The organism is Chryseobacterium salivictor, assembly GCF_004359195.1.
Taxonomy (GTDB): Bacteria; Bacteroidota; Bacteroidia; order Flavobacteriales; family Weeksellaceae; genus Kaistella; species Kaistella salivictor.
On the sequence record NZ_CP037954.1, the window covers coordinates 1,899,579 to 1,918,100 of the forward strand.

Here is an 18,522-nt window from a genome sequence, read left to right on the forward strand (position 1 = left end):
CAGGGAAGGGGAATCACAAGGTTTTTTTACAACCAACCCATTTCTTTCATCCACTCATCATTATAGATTTTGCCTACATATCGGGAGCCGTGATCATGCAGTAAAACGACGATCACATCATCTTTGGTAAATTTGTCTTTCATCTGAATCAAAGCGGCAATGGCACTTCCGGCAGAATAGCCACAGAAAATACCTTCTTCTTTCGCTAATTTTCTAGCATAAATGGCACCGTCTTTATCAGTCACTTTTTCGAAATGGTCGATCACCGACATGTCGTAATTTTGAGGAATGATATCTTCGCCGATTCCCTCTGTAATGTAAGAATGAGCGTGTTCCGGATGAAATTCGCCCGTTTCATGATATTCTTTTAAAATGGAACCGTAAGTATCGACTCCGATCACTTTGATGTCAGCATTTTTTTCTTTGAAGAACGTTCCACAACCGGTTACGGTTCCGCCCGTTCCTGCGCCTGCAACAAAATGCGTGAGTTTTCCGTCGGTTTGTTCCCAAATTTCTGGTGCAGTTTGTTCGTAATGTGCCTGTCTGTTTGATAAATTATCATATTGATTCACATACCAACCATTTTCAATTTCTTCTCCCAACCGCTTCGAAACACTGTAATAAGAACGTGGATCTTCTGGCGTTACGTCTGTTGGACAAACGATTACTTCAGCGCCAACTGCTCTTAAAATATCATTTTTTTCTTTAGACTGTTTCGCGTTAGTTACGAAAATACATTTGTAGCCTTTTACAATTGCGGCCAAAGCCAAACCCATTCCCGTATTTCCGGAAGTCCCCTCGATAATGGTTCCTCCGGGTTTTAATCTACCGTCTTTCTCGGCATCTTCAATCATTTTCAAAGCCATTCTGTCTTTTACAGAATTTCCTGGGTTGAAGGTTTCTACTTTTGCTAAAACCATAGCCGGGAAATCTTCACCCAAAACTTTATTAAGTTTTACAAGCGGCGTATTTCCGATGGTTTCAAGAATATTTTGTGCGTATTTCATAACCGTTTTATATTTTATTGTTCACTTTCACTTTTTAAAAATAAGATTTTAAATAGATTTAAATGACGTTTTTATTATTGTTGATTTCGTAAAAATCGATAGGAAATTTACGAATCTGCAAAGATATAATTTTAAAATTTAATTGTATTTAATGGCTTTTACCGGAGATATTTTACTGATCAAATAACTCGGCAGGACTAATGAGATGCCTGAAACGATAAGGATTCCCAAAGATATTGATACAATCTGGATCAAATTGATTTCGACAGGAACAACACTTATATAGTAGTTTTCAGGATTTAATGTAATGATGCCGAAATACTTTTGAATGAATAAAAACGCCAGTCCAATTAAATTTCCGAAGACCAAACCGGGAATCATAATCATTAAAGTATAATTAATGAATATCATTCGGATTTGTCCATTGGTTGCGCCCAGGGTTTTCAGCATTCCGATGGAATTGGTTCTTTCAATAATTAAAATCAATAAAACCATAATGATGTTAATGATCACCACGACCAGCATAATGGTAATAATCAGGGCAATATTGGTGTCGAAAATCGCAATGAAATCCATAATCTGCGGATATTCATCGGTGGCTTTTACCGTATAGTTTTTATAACCGACCAGTTCGTCGATTTTGGGGGTATCGTCATCAATATTATTAATGTTTTTCAGGAAAATATCGATTCCACCAATTTCAGCATCTTTCATTCCCTGAATTTTCCGGGCATGGTTAATTCCGCCAATGACGAATAAATCATCAATCATCTTGATGTCGGTCTTATAAATCCCAACCACCTCAAATTTTCGGTATAAAGGACTTTGGTTTTCTTTGGAAAAGATCGCGACGATACTGTCTTTAATTTTTAAATGAAGATCGGTTGCTATTTTTTGCGATATGCAAATTCCATTGTTAAATCCCTGTTCGGTAATTACAGGCGCATGTCCGGCCACTAAAAATTTACGGAATCTGGCCGAGTCAAAATCTTTGCCGACTCCTTTAAAAATGATGCCGGCGAAATTATGTTCGTTCCGCAGAATCCCGCTTACTGCAACATATTTTTGGGTAGAAGCCACATCGGGGAGGGCTTTTATTTTATCGAGCAGAAGACCGTCATTACTTAAAATGGAGGAATTGTAGGAATTGTTGGACTGCTTGGATTTTACCGAAATGTGCCCGGAGAAATCGGCCATTCTTTCTTTGATGGCTTTCTTGGACCCCACACCGGTCGAAATGGTGATGAGCGAAACAATCACGCCAAGCGCGACGGAAAGCCTACCAATAAAGACAATAACCCGTGAAAGATTATTTTTGTTATCTTTGGAAAAAGCAATTTTTTTAGAAAAATATAACGGAAAATTCAATCGTATGATTTTAAGCCTCAAAAATAAAGATTTACTTCTGATTGTGCTAATTTATTTTGGTTTTTGCCAAATCAGTTTTGCCCAAAACCTTGATGAAAATTGTTTTAAAGCCGGAGCAGACCGCCCGGAACTGTATCTCCCTCTGCTGAAAAACAAGACCATTGGAATCGTTACCAATCAAACCGGCTTGCTGAAAGATAAAAGTTTTCTGGTTGATTTTTTAGTTAAAAACAATATTACCATACAATCGATTTTTGCCCCTGAACATGGTTTCCGTGGTGATGCTGATGCCGGTGAACACGTGAAAAACGGGGTGGATACCAAAACCGGAATTCCGATCGTTTCGCTTTATGGAAACAATAAAAAGCCAAAATCAGAACAATTAAAAGGAATTGATATTGTTCTTTTTGATATTCAGGATGTTGGTGTGCGGTTCTATACTTATATTTCAACTTTGACTTATGTAATGGAAGCGGCGGCAGAAAATGGAGTAGAAGTGATTGTTCTCGACCGGCCAAATCCGCACGACGGATATATTGACGGACCGGTTTTGAAAAATGCGTGGAAAAGCTTTGTCGGAATGCACAATGTTCCAGTGGTGTACGGTTTGACAATCGGCGAATACGGGAAAATGGTCAATGGTGAAAAATGGCTCGACAAAGGAATTCAGACGAGATATACTTTAATACCGATGCAGGGTTATCATAAAAAACAACGCTACGAAATCTCAGCGCAACCGTCACCGAATTTGCCAAATGATAAATCCATTAACCTTTATCCGAGTTTGTGTTTTTTTGAAGGAACGCAGGTTTCCGTAGGTCGCGGAACCAATTTGCCTTTCCAGATTTATGGTTCTCCCTGGACTGAAAATTTGCCGTATCAGTTTACACCAAAACCATCTGCGGGAGCAAAAGATCCTTTCCTAAACGGGAAATTGTGTTACGGTGAAAACCTGTCAGAATATCCGGAAAATCTGCAGGCATTGAATTTAGAATGGCTTTTGAAAGCTTATAAAGACTATAAAAATCCGCAGCAGGATTTCTTTTTGAAGAATTTGTTCTTTGATAAATTAGCCGGAACCGATGAATTGAGAAAACAGATCATCGCCGGAAAAACTGCCAAAGAAATTAAAGATTCCTGGAAAAATGATTTGGAAAATTTTCAAAAAATCAGAGCGAAATATGTGATGTACGAGGATTAAATTTTATGAAAACGAGAAGCTTTGAAGAATGATTGAGTTTTAAATATTTTCGGAAATATAGAAGAGGTAAAGGTTTCGGTGCTCCGCACCTGCCATTTTTATTGTCCTTTTTTCTACAAATGTTTCGCCGCTCTGCGGCTTAAAATATATAAAAATGATTCTAAAAACTCGCTTTCACCTGCATCGATCCCATGTGGATGGTTCGTTCACCGGAATTTCTACCTTCGTAATTTATATTAAGTTGGATAAACGAATTCAGAGCCTGTTGTAAAAAAACAGACCAAACCTGATTTTTACCTGCCTTCAAGCCATCAAGCATTTGATTGGCAACAATCGAGAAATTATTCCCCGTAAAATCATTGTTGATAAAAGAAAAATTACCTCGTATTGACGTTCTTCGCCATTCCCATTGCAGGCTTCCGGTAAGGTCAAAAGTCTTTAGAAACTCTTCACCGTCCATTCTTTTTTTCTGACGGAAAGCGGAGGATAATTCGCTCTGTATGGCTTCTGTAAACTTATACGTAGCTTTCGGTTTGGTTTCTACATTTTGTAATTCATAATCCCGGCTCTTAAAAAGTTGCGATGAATTTTCAATCGCATGAACCGAATTTTGCCAATCAATTCTGAAATCTTTGCCAAACCAATGTCCGATATTTAAGAAGTGTGAAAGCTGAGTTCGTTCTTCGTTGCTAAAATTCGCATTGATTAAATTATTATTGGCGATAAAGCGGTAATTCCCATTCCAGCCGGATTTATCGGTAGGATTGAATTGTGCCGAAGCCAGAATATTTTGATTTTTCAGAATCTGATCTTCATTTTTTTCAAACGGATTCAGCACAAAAACTTTTTCTTTTTTAAAGTAAGAGTTTTGAGAATTGATGGAAAGGTTAAAATTCCAGCGTTTCAGAAATTGGTTTTCAGAATCAAAAATTACGGAAGGATTCACAAATAAAGCCAACTGGATTTTGTTTTTGTTGGACGGAATATAATTCACGGTATTCGTGTAAATCCTTATGTACTGAGCCAAATCGGCATATTCGGCAATTTCGAATTCATCGAGCTGTTGAATTCCGTCGCCGTTATAATCCGTCCATTTATAAACGCCCTGTCCGTCGGTCACTTTAATATATTGAAATTCGCGCTGCGCTTCCTGCCCGTTTCCAAGTTCATAAAATGCCTGCAAACGCATACCATTATTGAATAACTGTTGCTGATAAGTCATATTTCCGACAATGAAATCCTGATTGTATTTCGATTGTACATCCTCTGTTTTCTCATAGAATTTCCGGTAATGAAGCAAAGCTGACAAAGTGGTTTTTTCCGTTTTAATGATTTGGCTTTCCGCCATCAAACCCAGAATTTGATTTCTGTTTTGCAACGCATTATTTCTTACAGAATCGTTGTCCCGCAAATACATTTTAGCCAAAAGTTTTGTTCTGGCCGAATCACCGATTTTTTTCTGTGCAAAAACTTCTTTCCAGCGATAACTTGTCAGATCGAGTATTTTGGTTTCATTAAAGTTTTTTAAATTCTGTTCCAGAGCGGCTCCGATTCCCCAACTTCCTTTTTTACCAGAAAATTCTGTGGCAACACCGCTTCTTACAAAGTTCGTATTCTGAAAAGTCGATTTCGTATCAAGGTAAGAAAAGTTTCCGGCGGTATTAAATTTCCCTTTAATCCAGCCAAAGTCCAGATCATTCTTAATGCCTTTATAGAAATCTTTTTCATCCAGATAATTGATTTTATAATTTATAAAAGAAGTATTTTTCCATTGATTAAGAAAGCTGAAAATCAATCGGTTTTGGGTAATCTGATTAAATTCCTGAGCCAAATTGAAATCACGTGAAAATTCAACATCATTAATCCGGTCTAAAATATGAAACTGTGAATTGATATGTTGAAATTCGAAACTTGGGGTTCCTTTCCAGTTGTTTTTACTAAAGATTTTGTTTCCAAAAACACGTCCGGCATAACCAATGTTTTGACGGCCGTCTTTAGAAGAAAAAAGATTAATATCATAATTGCTCAACGAAAAGTCGGCTCCGATTTTCCCTTCATTTAAAATAACTTCAGTATTGGTAGAAAAAACCTGCGCTTTTTGTGGAGAAGGTAATTTACGAACTGCTTTATAAGTTCCGGCATTTGGACCGACATATTCGAAAACCCTTCCGTTATTCGTGGTTTGCTTGATGCGATAATCGCCTAAATTATCACCAAAATAGGTAAACGCAACCTGATACAATGTTTGAGTTTGATCACTGGAAAATTCGTAATAATTTCCATTTTGATCTTGAATAAGTTGATACAGAATTTTATTTACATCATATTCCGAAACCGTCCCGGAAGGTGCGTACATCAAATCTGGATTGTTGCCTGCATTGGCGAGAATCTGCTCATCTTCTTTAGATAAATTCAAAGAAAGCGGCGCATTTTTATTGTCGTTTTCTAAAAACCAGTTGAAGCCGAATTTCACTTTTTCTCTTTCGTGCTGAATTCCGCCCGTAACAAGAAATCGCGTATAATTTCGGTTGGTATAATTATAGGAAATGGTAATAAAGTTTTGCTTGAAAATCGGTCGGAAACTGGTAAAAGTTATTTCGCCGGTATTATAATTAATGACATAATCCTGACTTTCACCGCGTTTCATCAAAATTCCATCGATAAAAACCTGTTCAGATCCGGAAATAATGGTAACAAACTGTTCGCCATTTTTTCCGTTTAACCGGTATGGACCCTGGTTTCCTTCTACGCCCTGAAAACGCACGCGATAAAACTCGCTTCTGGCGACACCGGCAGAAATATTGGCAAAGGTTTTATGGTCTTTTCCAAACTGGGTCTCATATTCCAGACCCATACTTCGCCGTTGGTACCTGCCGAAATAGGTTTTGTCATCGATCAAATCCAAATGACCGGCGCGCAAAACAGAATGATCTTTAATATTGAGCTGAAGATAAATTTTGTCGAATTCCTCCAGTGTCTGCGTATATCCATCGGCTTGAATCGGTAGATTGTGATCAGAAATAGACGCAAGAATGGAAACATCTTTTGACAGTTTTCCTGTAATCTGCAAATCCATGGAACTCTGCACACTTTGCCCCTGATTATTCCCGAAAGTAATTCCACGGATAATAGAACCTTTCGAATTCAGATCACCGAGAATTTGCGAGCGGGTATTTTTAACCAAAACGCCTTCATCAATAATTGTTTTGGCGGGCATTCTGATGAAGTCTAAAGTGTCTTTTGAAAAAACATCCCGATTGATTTTTGTGGTTAGTACAGAATCCTTTTTCAGGGAATCTTCAGGAATATTGGGGTTTTTCCATGTGAAAATCTGAGCATCAAACAGATTTAATGCAGAAATAAAAATGAAAAATAGTAAAATCTTTTGAATCAAAACTGCTGAAACATTTGTGTAAAAGTAACGAAAAACTCTATTTAAAATTGTTATTGCTTTTTTAACATTTAATTCATGGAAAGATTAGCGGATTAATAGAAAAAAAACTATATTTACTCCAATTAACAATTAAATTTTTTACTATGAAAAAATTCTATTCTGTTTTTGCAGCTGTAATATTTGCAGCTACTATAAATGCACAAGGTGCAGAAACTTTTGAAACCCAAAAAGTATTGACGGCAACATATTCAAACGGAACTTTTGCCGGAGAAACCGCAGGTGTAACTGTTAATTATTTTGATTCAAGAAATGAAGGTTTGGGAACCACGGATGATTATTCAATTTCTGGAAAAGGTATTATATTAAGAGGAGCTGATCAACCCAGTTCTGTAGAATTCGTTATTCCAAATGGAGTAGGTTTTTTTTCTTTTAATTATAGGAAAGCATTTATAGCTGGTGCATATGATCGAGTTGTAGCGGTATTTGTAGATGGGGTACAAAAATCATCTGTTGCGCCATTCGGTCCTGCAGGTGCAGATTCGACCCTTGGTACATTGAGTACTATCGTTAATAAATCAGGTCCAGTTACTGTGAAAATCAGTTTTCCTGCAGGTACATCAGCTGGCGAAAAACAGATAACTATTGATAACGTTTCGTGGACTGCTGCTCCGATACTGGCTGTTGGGGACATTAACACAACTAAAGTGAATCTGGTTAAAAATACAGTGGTTGGTGAAACAGTCATGTTCACTGCAAAAGCAAATGTGCAAATCTTAAACATGACCGGTCAGGTTGTGAAAACCGCATCTGTTAATGAAAGCACTTCTTTAAACGTAGCTTCTTTACCACATGGAATGTATATCATAACTGCAATTGTAAACGGGAAAGCAGTTTCTCAAAAAATTATGAAAAATTAATATTAACTTATTATTAAACTTTTAAATACTTCCCTGAGGAGAAATGTTTTTTTTCGTATATTTACGTTCTTTAAAAAATAAAACAATTTTAATTAAATTACAATGAAAAAAATCTTTACAATTTTAGGTGTTTCCGCAGCAATGTTTGCATCAGCACAAACTAATTTATTCGCAGGATCCGATTTTAATGATTGGACAGTTTTCGAATCAAGTTTAGGATTTGCTCTGAAATCAGGTGAACAAAGTGTAAATGGTGGTATCGGCGGAACCAGTGCTTTGAAAATTACTGACAATGCTACAGCGCAGAATATTTATGTAATGACTGCTAACAAAAACATGAATACAAGCGGGGTTAAATACATCACAGTAAAATTCAAAGGAGTGTCCGGAGGGATTTCTTTTAACGCTGGTGATAAATTCTTCAACGTACCTTCAGGCACTTCTGCAGACATAACCCTTCAATCTTCTGGAGCTAATTCCTATACAGGAAGTATTAACGCAGCAGATTGGATTACAGTTACATTAGATGTTTCAGATGTATCATGGAGTACAAATTCATTTTCTATCAAACTGCAAAAAAGCTCAACTAACGCATTATTTGTAGATGATATCAAAGGTTCAGCAACTTTAGCAGTTGGTGATATTAAGGCAACTAAAGCTAACCTGGTTAAAAACACTGTTGTTAACAATGAAATTATCTTTGGAGAAGCTTCTAAAGTATCCGTAGTTAATATGAATGGTCAAGTAGTGAAAACTGCTAATGCAACTGAAAACTCTAGACTTAACATTTCTGAATTGCCAAAAGGAATGTATATTGTTTCTGGTACTGTTAATGGTAAAGCAGTTTCTCAGAAAATTATCAAGAAGTAAAATTCTTTTTAGAAATAATGAAAGCCACTTCTCAGAAGTGGCTTTTTTGTTTTTTAATAGAACAAGATTAAAACCAACCCCTTCTAAAATAACTGGTGATCGCATTGAAGTTTAAAACCAAAGTGAATCTGATTCTTTGTCCATAATCTTTAAAGCCTGGTTCGAACCCTAAAGAACTTTGTACCGGGAAATACACTTCCAGAAAATCAGGAATTACTTTTACTTTCACGCCCGAATCCCAAATGAATTCAGCACCATGATTTTTGTTTTTATAAACTCCTGCATCCGCATAAACATTGAACCAACGCCATACATGAGAATCCACATTCACAGATGTGATCCACTTGTTTGCCGTAGTTCCCAGATAGGATTTAAAGCCTCCTTCCGCAATAATCAGCTGTTGCGCAAATAAACCGGAAGTGGCACTCTGTCCCAACAAACCGTACGAAAAGGCATAATTCGACACCCTGGAAATACCGTAGTCAAAGAGGTTGTTTTTGGTGTGGTTAGAAATAAAATATCCTCCAAAAAAGCGCATACTGATTTTTTTATCCTTTGCAAATTCCCACCGGTAAGAAAATTCGCTGGAAATTTTCTGGAAATCTTCCATCCACTGAAAATTGGCGTTGTAAGATTTCTCGTGAATTAAGGAGCGGTCAGAATAACCATATCCTAAATTCCACAAGTTGTATTTTCCGTATTCGGTTTGGTTTGTATTATTCGGGTTCAGATCTTTCTCTAAATAATTATACGTAAAACCAATATTTCTCCGAACATCAGAGCGGGGATCTTTGGCAAAATTAATGCCTATAAATCCCGCAATTTTCTGGTACGTTAAATCGTAATCATAATGAAAATGCGAGGCAGAAATACCAAAATCTAAACTCCTGTAAAAGCTGTCCGCCGGTTGAAAAGAGTATGCAACGCTGCCGGAACCAGCTAACTGTCCGGTACCGGAGCTGAAAAAAGGAGTCAAGGAATATTGAAATTTTCTTTCAAATAAAGAAGCGTTCTTAAAATTCAACCCAAATAAAATCTTATCATAAACATTGAAACTTAATCGGGGATTCACATAAATCTCGTTGTATTCAGGATTGGGAATGTCTTTGAAAACTTTCAGTTTAATCCTTTTTCTGTTGGAGAAAAAACCTTCAGTATATAAATAATTATCGCGGAAGTTTTTCTCAGGGAAAATATAACCGTCATTAATAATGATTTTCTCCGCATTCGATTGTGGGATATTATAAGTCACCGTTTCCTTCGAATCCTCAGTGTCAAACCAATAAGTTTCTTTTTTACCCGATTTTTCTTCTGTTTCTATTTTAAAAGGAATCGTCTGTCTGGTGTTTTTTGCTACTTTAACCTGAAAGTTATCACCGGTTTTCGTAAAACGTTTCAAATTAAAATTCACGCGGTTTTTCTGTTGAATAAAGCGCTCTAAAAAATCAGACGAATAGCCGGATGCCAAAGAAAGCTCATCTAAAAACACTTTTTGATCTACCGGTTTCCCCGAATATTGAGTTAAATAATTCTTCAGAAAATCATCGAAATTCTCCTGACCCATTTTTTCTGCAATAAAAGAAAAAAGACTTCCCGTTTCAAAATGACTGATTGTAGCGGCATTGAAATTACTTAATTTGTCAAAAGGCTCACTGATTTTTTGATCCAGATTCTGCGCAACGATATACTGGTAGGCGAGTCCATATCTTTCACTGAGTTCCAGTTTCGAAATGCGCATCAGTTTTAAGGGCTGCATGCCGAAAAATTTCAGCTCATTCGGCAGATCTCCCAAGAGTTTTCTGTTTTTATAATAACGGTCGATATATTGGATTTCCAGGTAAGTCTTAAGCCCGTTCATCAGCCAATGGTCAAGGCTTTTATCGAAAACGACGGTTCGTTGAATAATTGCTTTTGATAAAATACTGAAATAATTAAGGTCGGTCTGTTCAGTATCCTTAAAGAGTTTATAATGGAATTTCCAAAATTTCAGGTCGTCGATTCCGGTAAAATCTTCGTCTTTTTTAAACTTTTCGCTGATGAAAATTTTGGACGGAAGCTTTCCAGTTTTGTTTTTAATGAAATGAAGTTGCAGCGGAAGATAAAACTCCAGATTCTGCTTTTCGGTTTTTGTTAAAAAATAGCCGAAACCGATTTCTATTTTTTCACCATCCACTTGGGTAATTATCTGGTCAGTCTTTTCTTTTGAAATTATAAATTCAGGATCTTTATTGAGTTTACCTTCAAAAGAATTGGGCTGAAGCTGTACCAAATTACTTTTGGCAAAATAACTTTCTGGAAGTTCGAACTTAATGTTCCAATAGTTCCCGGGACTTTGGTTTTCCTCAATATTCAGATAATATTTGGGTTTTTGATTTTCATCTTCGAAATAATCAGGAACAATGAAAAAATATTTTAAAGAGAATTTTTCATCCCCGATTCCGTAGCCTGTAAATTTTTCATCAGGAACATGAAGATTATATTTTAATGCTATTTTCACCCGTTCACCCGGTTTTAATTCCTGAGAAAGTGGGAAAAAAATATTTTCATCGTCACCGGAAATATAAGCCCAGTCCGAGGAACCGATTTTGATCTGTAATTCTGTTGTGTCGCCCAACTCTTGCGGTTTTGCAAAATACATTTCGTTTTTCCGGTCCTGAATGGTGCGGGAAAGAAGGGGCGTATTTCTGTTTTTATAAGCCGAAATCCAGTTGAGCAGTTTTATTTTTTTTAAAGGTAATATCGTGTTATTATAGTAAATTATTTCCTGATTAACTGAAATCAGATTACTGTTTTCAGTTATTTTTGCAGCAATGCTGATGGTATCCTGCTGTGCAGAAATTCCAACATAAACTAACAGGAACACGAGGGCAGAGGAATATCTTTTCATTTTCAAACGTAGCTCAAATATAACGATGTTTTTTAAAAATCAGTGTTATTTTTACGTATTTAGAAATTATAAGTAATTTTGATTATCTTTAAATAATGTACCCATTGAAACGGTTTGGATTATTATTGCTCTTAATTTCATTTCAAAATATTTCTTCCCAAGTAATTGAGACGACGGTACCACTGGTCATCGACGAAAGCAGGTCTTCAATCCGTACCCGTTTTGCACCGCCAAAAGGTTTTTACTGGGCGAAAGAGCAGCCCGGAAGTTTCAGCGAATTCCTGAATAATTTCCCGCTTCATCCCCCGAATTTCCCTGTCAGGGACTTTACAGGAGCTTTAATTGGGCACCAGCAACACCATATTGCACTTTTGAAAATTAATGTTGGAGAGAAAAATCTGCAGCAATGTGCAGATGCCTGGATTCGGCTGTATGCGGAATATTTATGGATCAATCAACGTTTTGATGATATCGGATTTGAACTGACTAGCAAGCAGTTTTTTTCGTGGAATGACTTTAAAAACGGTGCAAGAACCCTAGAAACAGGAAATAAAGTTCGTTTTGTAAACACCGGAAAAGCAGATGATTCTTATGAAAACTTTCAGAAATATTTAGAAGTTATTTTCAGATATGCAGGGACGATTTCTCTGGACCGCGAATCGGTGCCTGTTACCAATAATGCGGCCATTAGAACAGGTGATTTTTTGATCAAACCCGGAAGCCCCGGTCATTCGGTGATTATTGTAGGCGTTGCCAGAAATGCATCGGGCAAAAAACTGTATTTACTGGCCGAGAGTTTTATGCCGGCGCAGGATATTCATATCCTGGTGAATCACAGAAATCCACAACTTTCCCCGTGGTATGAACTGGATGTTGATGCGCCCGAAACCGTTACGGCCAAATATATTTTTAAACCGACTTCAATTAAAAGGTTTCACGCTTTACGGTAATGGAGTTACGGATGATAGATGAGATCATCTTTTCCTATTAAAGAATACAATAATAAACAGCGCATATATTACTGGAGAAGTTTTAGTTTTGCACCTGTTTAAAAAAAATACGGTGTCCCAACTCTTATGGAAAATAAATTACCCAATTCCCTTCTTTATCTTTTGAGTATTTCGGCCGGTTTGGTCGTCGCTAATTTATATTATAATCAGCCTTTGCTGCATGATATTGCTTCAAGTTTTAAAGTAAGTGATTCAGAGGCCAGTAATGTGGCGCTCTCTACCCAAATCGGTTACGCGCTTGGGTTGCTGTTTATTATTCCGCTGGGCGACAAAGTCAGTAATCTGAAAATCATCAGACTCAATTTTTTGATTTTGGTGCTTTCTTTATTGGCAGCAGCGCTTTCACAATCCCTATTTTTATTAATATTCAGCAGTTTTTTAATAGGCTTTACCTCCACGCTTCCGCAACTTTTTGTTCCGATGGTTGCTCATTTAAGCAATGATGAAGGTCGCGGAAGAGCAATAGGAATCGTGATGAGTGGATTGCTCATCGGGATTTTGGGAAGTCGTGTCCTGAGCGGTTTGGTTGGTGAATATTTCGGTTGGCGAACGGTATTTTACGGCGCCGCAACGTTGATGACTTTGCTGTTCTTTTTGTTAAATGCCAAACTCCCGGTCATTCAGCCGAAATTTGGCGAGAGTTATTTGAAATTGATGAAATCGCTTTGGTTTTATTTAAAAACCGAACCTACTTTGCGGTTGGCAACTTTGCGCGGCGCCTTGGCATTCGGTAGTTTAAGTGCTTTCTGGACGACCTTTGTATTCCTGATGGAAGATTCTTTCGGTTACGGAAGCGCTGTCGCAGGAGGATTTGGTTTGTTCGGGATTGCAGGTGCGCTGGGAGCAACCGTGGTCGGGAAACTAAACAGCCGCGTTAAAAAAAGCAATCTTATTATCGCAGGAGCCATTTTAATAATTGTTTCCTGGTTGATATTTTTAATTTCCTCACATTCAATTATCGGATTAATAATTGGTGTTGTTTTAATTGATTTGGGAGTACAGAGCGTTCATATTACCAATCAGAATATTGTTTTTTCAAAAAATACAGAGGCCAGAAACCGCGTCAATACAATTTACATGGTCGGCTTTTTCATCGGAGGTGCTGCCGGAACGAGTTTCGGGTCTCTCGCCTGGACTTATTTTGGCTGGACAGGCGTTTCCGCAGTAGGACTGGTTTTCTCCGGAATTATTTTAGGCGTTCAATTGTTGACCAATAAAAGAATAATTTAATCGGTCTGTTTTAATACTCAATCTTCAGAATTTCAAAAGTGCTTTTCCTGGATTCTAAATCTAAGATGGCCTGTTCTCCCACCTTTTTATGCATTAAAACTTTTGCTAAAGGAGTTGTAAATGCTATTTTGCCTTTTGAAATACTAGCTTCATCCACTCCAACAAGCTGAAATAGTTGAGTCGATTTATTTTCTACATTTTTAAAGGTTACTTTTGCGCCAAAATGTACTTCATCTTGCGGTAGTTTTTTGACATCGATGATTTTTGCGGAGGCCATTCTTTCATTTAATAACTGCAGTTTTGCATTGATATGATTGAAAGAAATGCGGTATTCTTTCTCCTGGGCAGAATCCAGGTTTTCCTGTTCCTGCAGTAATTTTTCACGTTCTTCCAGTAAAGAATCCATTCCCGTTTGGGTTACGAAGTTTTCAGTTCCCAGCGGTAAATCTGCTCTTGGCGGAACCAAAGGAACTTCTTCCTGGTCATCTTCTTTTACAAATCCTCTGCTCATTATTCTTTAATTTAATGCTAATGAATGCAACTTTTAGACCTTGACTCATGAATTATTAAAGTTAAAAAAAACTTCCGGAATGTGATACTCCGGAAGTTTGTCAATTTTATATAAGCTATGTTTAGTCGCAATTTCCATCAATATCACAACTTTCGCCACCATAAATGATTTGCAAACCTTTATCACCTGCAGAAAATTCTTTCCAGGAATTTTCTAAAACCTCTGTAAAAGCTGTGGGAGGCTGTGCACCGGAAACCCCATACTTATCATTAATCACAAAAAACGGAACACCACTGATTCCCATTTGCTGAGCCAACATCATATCTCGGGTTACTTCCATGCCGAAATCATCAGACAGCAGCGCTTCTCTGATTTCGTTTTCCTCTAAAGAAACAGACTTCCCGATTTCAATTAAGGTTGCTTCATCATCAATGTTTTTGCCATCTACCAATTGGGCTTTAAATAAAGCTTCTTCGGCTTCATTTGCCAAATTTTTTGTCGCTGCCAGTTGCAACAAAAGATGCGCCCGGTAAGAATTTGCAACTTTTTGATGATCAAAATTAAAGTCAATTCCTGCTGCTTTCCCGGCTTTGTAAACGTGCTCATACATTTCTTTCGCCTGTGCTGCAGAAACTCCTTTTGCTTCTGAGAAATATTCCAAAGAACTGATGTCCGGCTGTGTTTTTAAGTGTGGATCAAGTTGAAAACTGTGCCACGTGACTTCTATTTTTTCCTTATCAGGAAACTGTTCCAGGGCTTTTTCGAAATTCTTTTTTCCCACATAGCAGAACGGACAACGAATGTCGCTCCAAATATCTACTTTCATAACTTTTATTTTAAAATGCAATCAAATTTACGAATCTTTATATCAATTAACCTTGACATATGATAAGACGATGGCAGGCATATTATCTAAGGGAAATGTCAGATCACCAATAAACCGGAGATTTTTAAGACAATATACCAAAAGGCGAGCGTGAGCAGTGATAACGGAATGCCGATGCCAACCATTAAATTACAGAGTTTGGGTTCTAACCTGTGGGTTGATGCGATAACGGCGGCAGTAATCATGGGTGCCATCGCTGATTCTAAAAAAGCAATTTCAATGATTTGTCCTCTTTGGTTAAATATGAAAAAATACAGGACGAAAATTACGGCCGGAAATAAGATCAGTTTAAACAAAAGTCCCCAAAACAACGGTTTTGCATCGCGGTCTAACTTCTGCCATTTGAGTTGGCTTCCGACCGAAACCAAAGCCAGCGGTACGGTGGTGGCACCGAGTTTTGCAAAGACATCGTCAATGACCAACGGAACTTCAATATTCAATAAGTTTAAAAAAACAGCCGCCGAGAATGCAATAAACGGCGGGAATTTTAAAATCTTTTTCAGAATATCTGAGAAAGAACTTTTTCCGCCTGAATAAAAATTAGCAAAAATAATTCCCAGTGTTGAAAGTGCCACGAAAGAACCCGGTTGGTCCACGAGCATCACGGTTTTCAAACCACTTTCACCGTACAGCGACTGAATTACGGGGATTCCTACAAAAGACGTATTTCCAAAGCCGGCACACAGGATTAATGCACCGATAAGTGTTTTCGGCCATTTCATTTTTTTGCCCAGGAAACTGAAAAAGAGGAAAGCCAATACAATATTCAGCCACGGAACCATCACCGGAAATACCACCTGAAAATTCAGGATAATCTTCGGAATAAAATAAAGAGATAACGCTGAAAGAGAAATATTTATGACGAAAGCGTTCAGCGCCAGATGTCCGTTTTGTGGGAACAGTTTTGTTTTTCGTAGGAAAAACCCCAAGAATAAACAAAGGAACAGTAAAATCAGATTAGACAAATTTTAGTTTTATTTAAAGATTTCTTTATTTTTAAATAAGGAAAGCAATCAGGGGACGGAATTTCATAAACCCCGCAGAGAAAACCTTTACCACAGATTTTCAAAATGTTGATCTGTAAAACCGGCTTTATCAGCGGGAATGAGTTGCTTTATAATTTGGGACTAGCTAAAGACTTTGCTCATACGCATTCCAGCCCGCGATTTTATAAGTCAAGGCTGATTTTTCAGGGTCATCAGATTTGTAAACGCCTCTTCCTACAATAATGAAATCGGTTTCCAGTTGGGTAAAGGCATGTTCAGGAGTATTGTACTGCTGACCTTTTCCATCGCCGGAGTCCGCCATATTAATTCCTGGCGTAAACAAAAGCAATTCGTTTGGAATTTTATTTTGAGCCACGCCTCCAAAAACATTGGGATGAGATAATGCAATTTTTGTTGCTTCTTCCCGGTAACTGGAATCTGTTAAAGTCCCTTTGGAGGACATTCCCAAAATTGCAACCACTCCTACATTTCTGAAACAGTCGAGGGAATCGTAGCCTGCAATGACCTGCGCCGTTACCAAGTCTGCCCAGTTCGATATTTTATACATTCCGTACGCAAACTGTAGTTCCTGGGTGTTTCCAATGTCCGCAAATTTGCGGTCTTCCATCAAAAGGAAGTTGTATTTGGCCGCTAAATCTTTTAATGGTAAAATGGTTTGGTCTGAATTGAAATCGATTAAGATATCGATATGCGTTTTCAAAGCAACAATGTGTGGTCCCACTTTTTCAGCCAGTGCCAGGAGTTCCTGTGTAGTAGTAACATCCGCGGAAACAATAAGGTTTGATTTCTTTTCAATCGCAATTTCCAGCAGTTTCTGGGCGACAGAGTGGTCACAAAGATCCAGTTTCTGTTCGTAAGAAATTCTTTTTTCCTCTTTGAATTTTACAACGTTTCCGGCAAGAAAATCGTTGATTCTTTCAACTTCATCATCGGATAGATGGCCTTCTTCTTTCAGGATAGTACACACTTCTGAAATCGTAAAAAGCGTATGAACACGGAATCCTCTGCTTTCCAGAATTTCCTTTCCACCCTGTTGCCGGTCCAAAACCACCACGATATCTGAAACGGTAATTCCTTCATTTTCAATTTCCGGAATAGTTTCTAATAAAGAAGCGCCAGAAGTAATCACATCTTCCACCAGGAGGCAGTTTTGACCCTGCGTGTAAATGCCCTCCAGTATTTTTTTGGTGCCGTACTGTTTGGCTTCTTTGCGTTTGATAATTAAAGGCAGATAGCTTTCCAGAGACATTGCCGTCGCCATCGGAAGTGCCGCGTACGGAACCCCGCAGATCAAGTCGAAATTATCCAGAGGAAGCATGTCCAACATATAGTTAGCAAGCTTTTTCAGGATTTTTGGATCCGATGCCAACGGACGCAAATCCACATAAAACGGACTTTCAATGCCTGATTTCAGTGTAAATCTTCCAAACTTGATGATGCCGAGCTGATAACACTCGAGAAAAAAATCTTTCTTAGTTTCCATATACTTTTTACTTTATTACAAAGTTAAGTTTTTCAATGAATTTTCGGGGAGTATTCAAAGGTTAAAAAGTATTAAAAGTGGGGTCGTGGTATTAAATCATTATTTTATTTGCAGCTCGAATGAGTCCAAATAAAAAAGCAGTCTTTTTAAGGCACTGCTTTATTTTAGAAATGCGTTTATAAACTTTGGATCTATTGGTGTAGAATAAAACAGAACTTTTTCGAACTGTAAATATTTAAATTTTTCGTAATGCTTCCGGTTCCAGACTTTGCACTCAATGAAAAACTTTCACAGAAAGTCTCACGTACCAAATACAGGCTCCTTATTGATTAGTTATGAATGCTTTTTGATTGGTATTTTAAAATAACTACACTTTCGGTTGCATTAGTATAAAAAATGATATTTTTCACCAGTAGCACGCAGCATTAAATATTATGCCACCTGCCTAAAGGTAGAGTCGGTATAAGGTCTGAGCAAACCGGTTGATGACCAAAAGGTGATGTATTACTGAAATTAATGAGATATGGCCAACTGTCTTTTTTGTTACCCTTCACTTTATTGAATTCTCCTTATGTGTTTGAATAGAGGGTGGTTATAAGTGGATTTGTGTAAAATTTTGCGCCACTTTCCGAATTAAAAATGTAACTTTATACATCAATAAAACATTATCGAAGCCGAATATCCAGTCGGCAAAGTTTTATCCACCGGTGGAGGAATTCATCACTTTATAAGATGGGAAACTGTCGGTTTC

Annotated in this window: 13 protein-coding genes; 5 read left to right on the forward strand and 8 right to left on the reverse strand. The window is 37.5% G+C overall.

From position 1 onward, the window contains the following. Window positions 1-26: 26 nt before the first annotated feature. Both NBC122_RS08755 and NBC122_RS08760 read right to left on the reverse strand, forming a co-directional pair. Window positions 27-1,007, reverse strand: coding sequence for a PLP-dependent cysteine synthase family protein (locus NBC122_RS08755; protein ID WP_133440013.1), 981 nt, complete (start codon window positions 1,005-1,007; stop codon window positions 27-29). A 138-nt stretch (window positions 1,008-1,145) separates the two neighbouring features. Next, a complete protein-coding gene (locus NBC122_RS08760; protein WP_133440014.1) occupies window positions 1,146-2,375 on the reverse strand; it encodes an ABC transporter permease in 1,230 nt (409 codons plus the stop codon). Window positions 2,376-2,379: 4 nt separating this feature from the next. Between NBC122_RS08760 and NBC122_RS08765 the strand changes: the two genes are divergently transcribed. Next, on the forward strand, window positions 2,380-3,576 hold the full coding sequence (locus NBC122_RS08765; protein WP_133440015.1) for an exo-beta-N-acetylmuramidase NamZ family protein: 1,197 nt from the start codon (window positions 2,380-2,382) through the stop codon (window positions 3,574-3,576). A 160-nt stretch (window positions 3,577-3,736) separates the two neighbouring features. Here NBC122_RS08765 and NBC122_RS08770 read toward each other — a convergent pair whose 3' ends face one another. Beyond that, complete coding sequence (locus NBC122_RS08770; protein ID WP_394345895.1) at window positions 3,737-6,793, reverse strand: hypothetical protein; 3,057 nt, start codon at window positions 6,791-6,793, stop codon at window positions 3,737-3,739. A 320-nt stretch (window positions 6,794-7,113) separates the two neighbouring features. Here NBC122_RS08770 and NBC122_RS08775 point away from each other — a divergent pair, with 320 nt between their 5' ends. Continuing rightward, complete coding sequence (locus tag NBC122_RS08775; RefSeq protein WP_133440016.1) at window positions 7,114-7,887, forward strand: T9SS type A sorting domain-containing protein; 774 nt, start codon at window positions 7,114-7,116, stop codon at window positions 7,885-7,887. 102 nt (window positions 7,888-7,989) lie between these two features. Then, window positions 7,990-8,757: a T9SS type A sorting domain-containing protein gene (locus NBC122_RS08780; protein ID WP_133440017.1), complete on the forward strand. Its 768-nt coding sequence runs from the start codon at window positions 7,990-7,992 to the stop codon at window positions 8,755-8,757. Between the two features lie 67 nt (window positions 8,758-8,824). Here NBC122_RS08780 and NBC122_RS08785 read toward each other — a convergent pair whose 3' ends face one another. Next, the gene (locus NBC122_RS08785) at window positions 8,825-11,644 is read right to left on the reverse strand and encodes an aminopeptidase (RefSeq protein ID WP_133440018.1); all 2,820 of its coding nucleotides are present in this window, start codon (window positions 11,642-11,644) and stop codon (window positions 8,825-8,827) included. 95 nt (window positions 11,645-11,739) lie between these two features. Between NBC122_RS08785 and NBC122_RS08790 the strand changes: the two genes are divergently transcribed. Together NBC122_RS08790 and NBC122_RS08795 are read left to right on the forward strand one after the other, a co-directional pair. Then, window positions 11,740-12,594 carry a DUF4846 domain-containing protein gene (locus NBC122_RS08790; protein WP_133440019.1) on the forward strand — a complete coding sequence of 285 codons (855 nt, stop codon included), beginning with the start codon at window positions 11,740-11,742 and terminating at the stop codon, window positions 12,592-12,594. A 126-nt stretch (window positions 12,595-12,720) separates the two neighbouring features. After that, a complete protein-coding gene (locus NBC122_RS08795) occupies window positions 12,721-13,884 on the forward strand; it encodes an MFS transporter (protein ID WP_133440020.1) in 1,164 nt (387 codons plus the stop codon). 10 nt (window positions 13,885-13,894) lie between these two features. Here the strand turns inward: NBC122_RS08795 and NBC122_RS08800 are convergent, their stop codons facing one another. The 4 genes from NBC122_RS08800 to pyrF all read right to left on the reverse strand — a co-directional run bounded on the left by NBC122_RS08800 (window position 13,895) and on the right by pyrF (window position 17,771). Beyond that, window positions 13,895-14,395: a GreA/GreB family elongation factor gene (locus NBC122_RS08800; protein WP_133440021.1), complete on the reverse strand. Its 501-nt coding sequence runs from the start codon at window positions 14,393-14,395 to the stop codon at window positions 13,895-13,897. 121 nt (window positions 14,396-14,516) lie between these two features. After that, a complete protein-coding gene (locus NBC122_RS08805; protein WP_133440022.1) occupies window positions 14,517-15,221 on the reverse strand; it encodes a DsbA family oxidoreductase in 705 nt (234 codons plus the stop codon). A gap of 98 nt (window positions 15,222-15,319) precedes the next feature. Then, window positions 15,320-16,246 carry an AEC family transporter gene (locus NBC122_RS08810; RefSeq protein ID WP_133440023.1) on the reverse strand — a complete coding sequence of 309 codons (927 nt, stop codon included), beginning with the start codon at window positions 16,244-16,246 and terminating at the stop codon, window positions 15,320-15,322. A 166-nt stretch (window positions 16,247-16,412) separates the two neighbouring features. Continuing rightward, window positions 16,413-17,771: an orotidine-5'-phosphate decarboxylase gene (gene pyrF / locus NBC122_RS08815; protein ID WP_133440024.1), complete on the reverse strand. Its 1,359-nt coding sequence runs from the start codon at window positions 17,769-17,771 to the stop codon at window positions 16,413-16,415. Between the last annotated feature and the right edge of the window lie 751 nt (window positions 17,772-18,522).

Coding starts and splice junctions, on each gene's coding strand:
- NBC122_RS08805 (WP_133440022.1), bottom strand. CDS start 15,221: ATGAAAGTAGATATTTGGAGCGACATTCGTTGTCCGTTCTGCTATGTG.
- pyrF (WP_133440024.1), bottom strand. CDS start 17,771: ATGGAAACTAAGAAAGATTTTTTTCTCGAGTGTTATCAGCTCGGCATC.
- NBC122_RS08790 (WP_133440019.1), top strand. CDS start 11,740: ATGTACCCATTGAAACGGTTTGGATTATTATTGCTCTTAATTTCATTT.
- NBC122_RS08785 (WP_133440018.1), bottom strand. CDS start 11,644: ATGAAAAGATATTCCTCTGCCCTCGTGTTCCTGTTAGTTTATGTTGGA.
- NBC122_RS08780 (WP_133440017.1), top strand. CDS start 7,990: ATGAAAAAAATCTTTACAATTTTAGGTGTTTCCGCAGCAATGTTTGCA.
- NBC122_RS08800 (WP_133440021.1), bottom strand. CDS start 14,395: ATGAGCAGAGGATTTGTAAAAGAAGATGACCAGGAAGAAGTTCCTTTG.
- NBC122_RS08775 (WP_133440016.1), top strand. CDS start 7,114: ATGAAAAAATTCTATTCTGTTTTTGCAGCTGTAATATTTGCAGCTACT.
- NBC122_RS08795 (WP_133440020.1), top strand. CDS start 12,721: ATGGAAAATAAATTACCCAATTCCCTTCTTTATCTTTTGAGTATTTCG.
- NBC122_RS08765 (WP_133440015.1), top strand. CDS start 2,380: ATGATTTTAAGCCTCAAAAATAAAGATTTACTTCTGATTGTGCTAATT.
- NBC122_RS08755 (WP_133440013.1), bottom strand. CDS start 1,007: ATGAAATACGCACAAAATATTCTTGAAACCATCGGAAATACGCCGCTT.
- NBC122_RS08770 (WP_394345895.1), bottom strand. CDS start 6,793: ATGCCCGCCAAAACAATTATTGATGAAGGCGTTTTGGTTAAAAATACC.